General features: G+C 69.5%; 7 protein-coding genes and 1 pseudogene. 2 read left to right on the plus strand and 6 right to left on the minus strand.

What is annotated here, in order from left to right; all coding sequences use genetic code 11:
- The 6 genes and pseudogenes from Q1K57_RS09400 to Q1K57_RS09420 form a co-directional block, all read right to left on the minus strand.
- The coding region (locus Q1K57_RS09400; protein ID WP_300081454.1) for an oligopeptide/dipeptide ABC transporter ATP-binding protein at positions 1 to 1055 on the minus strand (1055 nt) is incomplete at its 3' end.
- Positions 1052 to 2128 carry an ABC transporter ATP-binding protein gene (locus Q1K57_RS09405; protein ID WP_300081457.1) on the minus strand — a complete coding sequence of 359 codons (1077 nt, stop codon included), beginning with the start codon at positions 2126 to 2128 and terminating at the stop codon, positions 1052 to 1054. The genes Q1K57_RS09405 and Q1K57_RS09400, both read right to left, overlap by 4 nt.
- Positions 2125 to 2712, minus strand: a complete 588-nt coding sequence (locus tag Q1K57_RS09410) for an ABC transporter permease (RefSeq protein WP_300081460.1) — start codon at positions 2710 to 2712, stop codon at positions 2125 to 2127. The genes Q1K57_RS09405 and Q1K57_RS09410 overlap by 4 nt, the downstream gene beginning before the upstream one ends.
- Positions 2713 to 2869: 157 nt before the next feature.
- Positions 2870 to 3055: pseudogene (locus tag Q1K57_RS15750) on the minus strand (ABC transporter permease); the annotation flags it as partial.
- A complete protein-coding gene (locus Q1K57_RS09415) occupies positions 3052 to 4074 on the minus strand; it encodes an ABC transporter permease (RefSeq protein WP_300081463.1) in 1023 nt (340 codons plus the stop codon). The gene Q1K57_RS09415 and the pseudogene Q1K57_RS15750, both read right to left, overlap by 4 nt.
- A gap of 14 nt (positions 4075 to 4088) precedes the next feature.
- Positions 4089 to 5780, minus strand: a complete 1692-nt coding sequence (locus Q1K57_RS09420; RefSeq protein ID WP_300081466.1) for an ABC transporter substrate-binding protein — start codon at positions 5778 to 5780, stop codon at positions 4089 to 4091.
- 157 nt (positions 5781 to 5937) lie between these two features.
- Between Q1K57_RS09420 and Q1K57_RS09425 the strand changes: the two genes are divergently transcribed.
- Both Q1K57_RS09425 and Q1K57_RS09430 read left to right on the plus strand, forming a co-directional pair.
- Positions 5938 to 6825 (plus strand): mechanosensitive ion channel family protein, encoded by an 888-nt coding sequence (locus Q1K57_RS09425; RefSeq protein WP_300081469.1) that lies wholly within the window; start codon positions 5938 to 5940, stop codon positions 6823 to 6825.
- Between the two features lie 437 nt (positions 6826 to 7262).
- Positions 7263 to 8154 (plus strand): glycogen/starch/alpha-glucan phosphorylase (locus tag Q1K57_RS09430; RefSeq protein WP_300081472.1); only part of this gene is annotated, 892 nt, incomplete at its 3' end.

The following is an 8154-nucleotide window of genomic DNA, read 5'->3' on the forward strand; positions in this document are numbered from 1 at the left end:
GGAACGACCGCGTCGGCGTCCGGCTCGATGCGGCCGGCGGCGATCGACTCGGCCCAGTGGCAGGCCACCTTGCGGCCGGGCTTCACCTCGCGCAGCGCGGGCACGTCGGTGCGGCACAGTTCGTCGCGCACCCACGGGCAGCGCGTGTGGAATCGGCACCCGGCAGGCGGATTCGCGGGGCTCGGCAGGTCGCCTGACAACAGAATCCGCTCCCGGGCGTCCTCGACCACCGGATCGGGCACCGGGATCGCCGACAGCAGCGAGATCGTGTACGGGTGCAACGGCTCGACGTAGAGGTCGTCCGCCGACGCCTCCTCCACGATCACGCCCAGGTACATGACGCCGATGAGATCGGAGATGTGCCGCACCACGGCCAGGTCGTGGGCGACGACCACGTAGGTGAGGCCGAGGGCGTCCTTCAGGTCTTCGAGCAGGTTGATGACCTGCGCCTGCACCGACACGTCGAGCGCCGACACGGGCTCGTCGGCGATGACCAGCTCGGGGTTCAGAATGACGGCCCGCGCGATCCCGATGCGCTGCCGCTGCCCGCCGGAGAACTCGTGCGGGTACTTCTCCAGCGTCGACCGCGGCAGGCCCACGAGCTCGAGCATCTTCGCAGCCTTGGCGAGGTGGGACGCCTTGGAGTCGGCGCCGAACTCCTCGTGGTCGGCCTCGCTGAGCCCGTGCACGCGCAAGGGCTCGGTCAGCAGCGACTGGATGGACTGCCGCGGGTCGAGGCTCGCCATCGGGTCCTGGAAGACCATCTGCATGCGGCGCCGGAGGCGGCGCAGGCTCTCGCCCTTGAGCGCCGTGATGTCGGTGCCGTCGAACAGGATCCGCCCCCCGGCGGTCTCCTCCAGCCGCAGCAGCGCCCGGCCGAGGGTCGACTTGCCGCAGCCCGACTCCCCGACGAGGCCGTACGTGCTGCCCCGCGGCACGGCCAGCGTGACGCCGTCCACCGCGCGCACGTGCCCGACGGTCCGGTCGAACACGAGCCCCTTGCGGATCGGGTAGTGAACCTTGAGACCCTCGGCGGCGATGAGGTGGTCGGTCACGGGGCCTCCTCGGGCTGGGGAGTGGTCTCGACAGGCCCGACCCGCGAGGGGTCCTCCTGCGTCGGCTCGACCTGCGGAGACTCGGCCGGATGGACACAGCGCACGTCATGGCTGGGCGCCATGGCGACGAGCTCGAGGTCGCCGCGGACGCAGGCGTCCGTCACGTACCGGCAGCGCGGCGCGAAGGCGCACGCCTTGGCCCAGCCGATGACGTCGCGCGGCGTTCCCGGAATGGGCGTGAGCGGCTGGGATCGGTCGCCGTCGAGCCTCGGAATGGAGTTGAGCAGTCCCTGGGTGTAGCGGTGCCGCGGGTGGGCGAACAGCTCGCACGCCCCGGCGCGTTCCACGATGCGCCCGGCGTACATGACGTTCACCCGGTCGCACAGGCCGGCGACGACGCCGAGGTCGTGGGTGATCATGATCATCGCCGTTCCGAGGTCGTTGACCAGCTCGACGAGGAGTTCCAGCACCTGCGCCTGGATCGTCACGTCGAGCGCGGTGGTCGGCTCGTCGCAGATGAGCAGCTTCGGCTTGCACGCCAGCGCCGTCGCGATGAGCGCTCGCTGCCGCATGCCGCCCGACAGTTGGTGCGGGTACTCGCCGAACCGCCGTGCCGGGTCCGGGATCCCGCACCGGCGCAGCAGGTCGATCGCCTGCTCCTTCGCGGCCGCCCGGGTGATCCTCTCGTGCGCGTGCAGCACCTCCGTCACCTGGACGCCCACGGTCACCACCGGGTTCAGCGACGTCATCGGATCCTGGAAGACCATGGCCAACTCGGCGCCGCGATACCTGGCGCGCTCACGGTCGGGCAGCGTCAGCAGGTCCCGGCCCCGATAGAGCGCCTGCCCGGTCACGGCCACGCCACGGGGCGGCAACAGGCCCATCACGGCCATCGACGTCACCGACTTTCCCGAGCCGGATTCCCCCACGATCCCGACGACCTCCCCCGGCGCGACGTCGAAGCTCACCCGGTCGACCGCCGTGAAGCCCGGCTGCCCGCGGCGTCCGAACACGACGCTCAGGTCGCGGACGCTCAGCAGGGGGCCGGACGCCGCCGGTTGCGTCCCGCTCATCGGCGGGACTTCGGGTCGAGGGCCTCGCGCAGCGCCTCCCCGAGCAGGGTGAAGCCGAGCGCCGTCACGGCGATGCAGAGGCCCGGCAGCAGAGTGAGGTGCGGGTAGCTCTGCAGTCGCTCCTGACCGCGGACGAGCATGCGGCCCCACTCGGCGACGGTCGGATCGGGCGAGCCCATGCCGAGGTACGACAGGGCGGCCACCTCGATGATGGCGGTGGCGAGCACGAGGGTCGCCTGCACGATCACCGGGCCGAGCGAGTTGGGGAGCACGTGGCCCAGCACGATCGTGCGCCGGCGCAGACCCAGCGAGGTAGCGGCGAGCACGTAGTCCTGGCCGCGTTGGCGCAGCATCGACCCTCGCAGCAGCCGGGCGAACACCGGGACCTGCGCGGCCGCGATGGCGATCATCAGGGCTTCGGGACGCCGCCCCACGATCGCCGCGACGCTCACGGCCAGCAGCAGGGCGGGGATGGACAACAAGATGTCCACGAGCCGCATGACGAGCGTGTCGACCCAGCTGCCGAACGCGCCGGCAAGACCGCCGAGCAGGGCACCGCCCGCGAGGCCGAGCAGCGTCGACACGATGCCGATGACGAGCGACTGCCGGGCGCCGTGGATGAGCTGCGTGAGGAAGTCGGACCCGAACGAGTCGAGCCCCAGCGGGTGCTCGGCCGAGAAGGGGGGGCAGCCGGGTCGGGGTGATCTGGTTCGCCCACTGGGTGCGTGCGGGCTCGTAGGGGGCCAGCACGGGGGCGAGGAGCGCGACGAGCACGAAGACGGCCACGATGACGGCGCCGACGATGGCCGACGGGTTGCGCCGCAACCGCCGGAAAGCGCCGACCCACAGGCTGGTGCCGGTCTCGTTGGCGTCGACGGCAGGACCCATCGCGTCGACGAGGGACTGCGGTCGTTCCAGGGTCGTCATCGCACACGCATCCTCGGGTCGAAGAGCCCGTACAGCAGGTCGACCACCAGGTTCACCAGCGCGTAGATGAGCGCGATGAACAAGATGAAGCCCTGCAGCACGGCGTAGTCCAGCGTCGAGATGGCATCGAACAGGTACGAGCCGATGCCGTTGAAGGCGAACACCGATTCGGTGAGCACGGCGCCGCTCAGCAGTTGGCCGGTCAGTAGACCCACCATGGTGATGATCGGCAGCATCGCGTTCTTCAGCACGTGCCGGCGGGTGATGAGCCCCCGGGCGAGGCCCTTGGCGTTCGCGGTGCGCACGTAGTCCTCGCCGAGCACCTCGAGCACCGACGCCCGCGTCATGCGGGTGATCGCGGCGAGAGGGATCGAGCCGAGCGCCAACGCCGGCAGCACGAGGTGCGTGAGGGCGTCCCAGGCGGCATCCCACTCGCGGGTCATCAGCCCGTCGAGGACGTACAGGTTCGTGATGTGGGTGGCGTTGATCCGCACGTCCTGCCGGCCCGACGGCGGGAACACCGCCAGCCAGTCCAAGCCCGGCAACCCGATCGCGAACACCACCTTGAGCAGGTAGGCGAGCACGAACACCGGGATGACGACGCCGGCCAGCGAACTGCCCACCGCCGCGAGGTCGAGGACGCCGCCGGCCCGCTTGGCCGCGAAATAGCCGAGCGGGATGCCGACGACGACCGCGAAGCACATCGCGGCGAGGGACAGTTCGACCGTCGCCGGGAAACGTTCGAGGAAGGTCGCGAGCACGGGCTGCCCCGTGCGGGGACTGTTCCCGAAGTTCCCCTGCAGCAGTTGCCCCATGTACTTCACGTACTGCAGGGGCAGCGGCTCGTTGAAGCCGTACTGCGCGTTCAGCCGTTCGATGCCCTGCGCGGTGGCGCGATCCCCCAGCAACGCGCGCGCCGGGTCACCCGGCAACGCGCGCAGCCAGGCGAACAGCAGCACGCTCAGCCCGAGCAGCACCGGGACGAGCAGCAGCAGGCGTCGGACGACGAAACGCAGCATGCGTCAGTGCCTCGTCAGTGCGTGACGGTGATCGTGTTCCAGACCTCGTCCTGCACCGGGCTGGGTTCGTAGCCCTGGACGCCCGGCCCGAGCGCCAGCGACGGCGCCGGGTGGGCGATGGGGACGCCCGGCACGAACGTGGCGATCATCTCGTTGATCTCGGCGTAGCGCGCCTCCTGCTCGGCTGCGGTGGCCAGCTGACGGGCGTCCTTGAGAGCTTGGAACAGCTCGGGATTGTCGAAGCCCCACTCGTTGCTCTTCTGGCCGAAGAACACGCCGACGAAGTTGTCGGGATCGTTGTAATCGCCCGTCCAGCCGAGGAAGTGCACATCGCGCTTGTCGATGCCCTCGTCGGACTGGCACAGGTCGAGGTAGTCGGGGCTCCAGCGAGCGGTGACCGGCTCGACCGTGATGCCCACCGCCTCGAGCTGGGCGCGGATCGCGACGAAGGTGTCCTCCGGCGTCGGCATGTAGGGCCGCGACACACCCGTCGGGTAGGCGAACCTGAGCGTCAGGTTCGACTGACCCGCCTCGGCGAGCAGGGCCTTCGCCTTCTCGGGGTCGTAGTCGTAGCGCGTGACGTCGGGGTTGTAGCCGTTGACCGAGTCGGGCATGTACTCGATGGCAGCCACGGAGCCCTCGGGCAGCGACTGGCTGATCACGGCCTCCTTGTCGATGGCGTGGTTGATCGCCTGGCGGACGCGGACGTCCTGCAGCGCCGGGTTGACGTTGTGGTTGATGCCCAGGTAGAGGATGTTGAACGCGGGCCGGTTCGGCACCTGGAAGCCGGCGTCCTTGAGCACCTGGACGTCGGCCGGTGCGACCAGGTCGTACCCGTCGATGTTGCCGGCCTGCAACTCCTGGGTGCGGGCGCGGGCGTCCGGGATGATGCGGACGACCGCCTTGCTGATCTTCGCGACGTCGCCGTGGTAGTCGTCGTTGCGGACGAGGACGACCTGCTGACCGCGGTCCCACGACTCGAACTTGAACGGCCCGGTGCCGGTCGGGTGCGCCGTGGCGTACTCGGAGAAGCGCGGGTCATCCACCGTGCCCTCGGTGGTGTCGGCGTTGTACTGCTTCATGGCGTCCGGCGACTGCATCGAGAAGGCGGGCAGGGTCATGGCGTCGACGAACGAGGCGAACGGGGCGGTGAGATGGACGGTGATCTCGTAGTCGCCGCTGGTCTCGCAGCGGTCGTAGATGCCGACCGAGTTCCCGTCCTCGGGGTTCTTGAAGCCGCGGAAGAGCTTGCCGTAGTAGTAGGTGATGTTCTCGTTCTGGTTGATGCCGGTCCAGTTGGCCCACCGCTCGAAGTTGGCCTCGACCGCGGAGGCGTTGAAGGCGGTGCCGTCGTGGAACGTGACCCCTTCCTTCAGCTTGAACGTGTGCGACAGTCCGTCGTCGGAGCTCGACCACTCGGTGGCCAGCAGCGGGACGAGCTCGGTCGAGCCGGGCGCGACGGACACGAGCCCCTCGAAGATCTGACGGGCGATACGGAAGGTCTCGCCGTCGGAAGCCATGGCCGGGTCGAGCATCACCGGGTCGGACGAGCCGGCGAAGATGAAGGTGTCGACGGCGGAGCCACCGGCAGCAGTGCCGGTGCCGGTCGCGCCGGCGGTCGGAGTGGTGCGCTGACTCTCGGCGCAGCCGGCAACGGTGCCGGCAACGGCCAGGGCGGCGACACCGAAGAGGGTACGGCGATGCATGGGACTCATTTGGGATACCCCTCACGTGGTCGGGTGCTGACCTGCCGCACCCTAGCGAGAGCCAAGTGAAGTGAACGTTTCGTCCGGGTCACGATTTGGCTGCGAATCGCGCCGGCGGCGTCCGGCTTGACCGGATGGCCTCAACCACAATGGGTCCATGACGCCGCTCCTCACGTTCACCTGGCCCGGAACCGCGCTCGAAATCGCCACCATCCTCGTGGTGGCACTCGTCGCCAGGTACGTGCTGCGTCGGGTGATCAGGACGGTGGTGACGGCGTCCCTGAAGGCCACGGACGCACGCCGGGACGGGTTCACCGGCCGGGCGGAACGGATCCTGCGCGAGATCGGCGGCATCAACGACGCAAGACACGCAGCACGGGTGAAGACGCTCGGCTCGGTGCTCCGCAGTGCGGTGGACGTGGTGCTGACGGTCATCGTCGTCCTCACCGTGATGAGCACGCTCGGCGTGCCGCTCGAACCGCTGCTCGCCTCGGCCGGTATCGGCGGGGTCGCGCTCGCGTTCGGTGCCCAATCGCTGGTGAAGGACTATTTGTCGGGGATCTTCATGATCTTCGAGGATCAGTTCGGCGTGGGTGACCTGATCGACACCGGCGAGGTGAAGGGCACCGTCGAGGAGGTGGGGTTGCGCGTGACGCGGCTGCGCGACGCCGGCGGCCAGGTGTGGTACGTCCGCAACGGCGAGATCGTCAAGATCGGCAACGCCAGCCAGGGCTGGTCGACGGCGACCGTGGACGTGCCCATCGCCTGGAACGCCGACGCCGCTCGGGCCATCGAGGTGCTCGACGGCGTTGTGAAGGCCGTATTCGACGACCCCCGCTGGGAGGGCGTCCTGCTGGAGGAGCCGTCGGTCGCGGGCGTGGACAGCGTCAGCGGCGGCACCGCCATCATCAAGATCTTCGCCAAGTGCGCACCCAACCAGCAATGGGGGGTGCAGCGCGACCTCCTGGAGCGCGGCACCGCGGCGTTGCGCGAGGCCGGCGTCCCCGGCCCGGTCCTCGGACCGTTCGGGGCACCGAAGGCCTAGCGCCGCCCTTGTGACGCCGCGTTCACACTCAGATCCCGGCGGAACCAGTCCCCCGGTGTTTGGCGGCCTGCGGCGCCGTTGAGTGTGCTCTGGGCCCCACCCGGCTCTCCCCACGGTCGGCTGGGTCGCCCGGTGTGGCCTCCCCACGTCCCGGTCGTCCGCTCCGCCCGAGCGCCTCCGCACGCTCCCCTTCCCCACCGACGCTCCCCGGGGGACGGGGAGCGCTCCCTTCAAGCGCGGATGCTCCCGGTGCACAGGTGGGCGAGTGCGCGCGCGGGGAGCGCTCCCCGTCAGCACACCATGTCGGCGCGACCCTCCCATCACACCGGCCTCACCGCGCCATGCCCGAGAACGACGCAGCGGAACCCAAGCAGCGCCAACCGTCCACATGGCAACCGAACATGCACAGCTGAACCCGGCCACTTAGGCTGGGGTGCATGTCAGATGCGATCCAGACGACTTCGGCGGCGCCGACGGCCTTCCCGGCCGATGAGTCCCCGACAACCGACCACCGGGTCTACGGCCCCTCGAGCACCCCGACCCACCCCCTGGCCACCGCGCCGGTCGGGTCGCCGCCGTATTCCGTGGACGGCTTCGTCAAGGAGTTCCTGCACGAGCTCAACACCAACCAGGGTGTCGCCCTTTCCCGCTCCTCCATCAACGACCAGTACCTCGCCCTCGCCAGCACCGTGAAGAACTACCTCATGGCCCGCTGGCTCGAGACGGGCCGCGAGACCCGCGAGGCGCAGGTCAAGACCGTCGGCTATCTGTCTGCCGAATACCTCCTTGGCCGTCAGCTCGGCAACGCGCTGCTCGCCACCGATCTCGTCGACATCGCCACCAAGGGACTCGCCCTGTGCGGCATCGACATCGCCACCCTCCGCAGCCAGGAGGTCGAGCCCGGGCTCGGCAACGGTGGCCTCGGGCGCCTCGCCGCCTGCTTCATCGATTCGCTCGCCACCATGAAGGTGCCCTGCATCGGGTACGGCATCCGCTACGAGTACGGCATTTTCCGCCAGACGTTCGTCGACGGCCGCCAGGTCGAGCAGCCGGACACGTGGCTCGCACTCGGCTCGCCCTGGGAGTTCCCGCACCCCGAGGCCTCCGTGCAGGTCAACTTCGGCGGCACCACCGAGAAGCACACGGACGCCGACGGCGTCGAACGCACGCGTTGGATCCCCGACTGGAACGTGCTCGGCGTGCCCTACAACTACATGGTGCCGGGCTATCTGAACGGCCGCGTCAACACGCTGCGCCTGTGGAGCGCCCAAGCCACCAAGGCGTTCGACCTGCAGATCTTCAACGCCGGCGACTACGCCCAGGCCGTGC

The organism is Propioniciclava sp., assembly GCF_029977985.1.
Lineage (GTDB): Bacteria > Actinomycetota > Actinomycetes > Propionibacteriales > Propionibacteriaceae > Propioniciclava.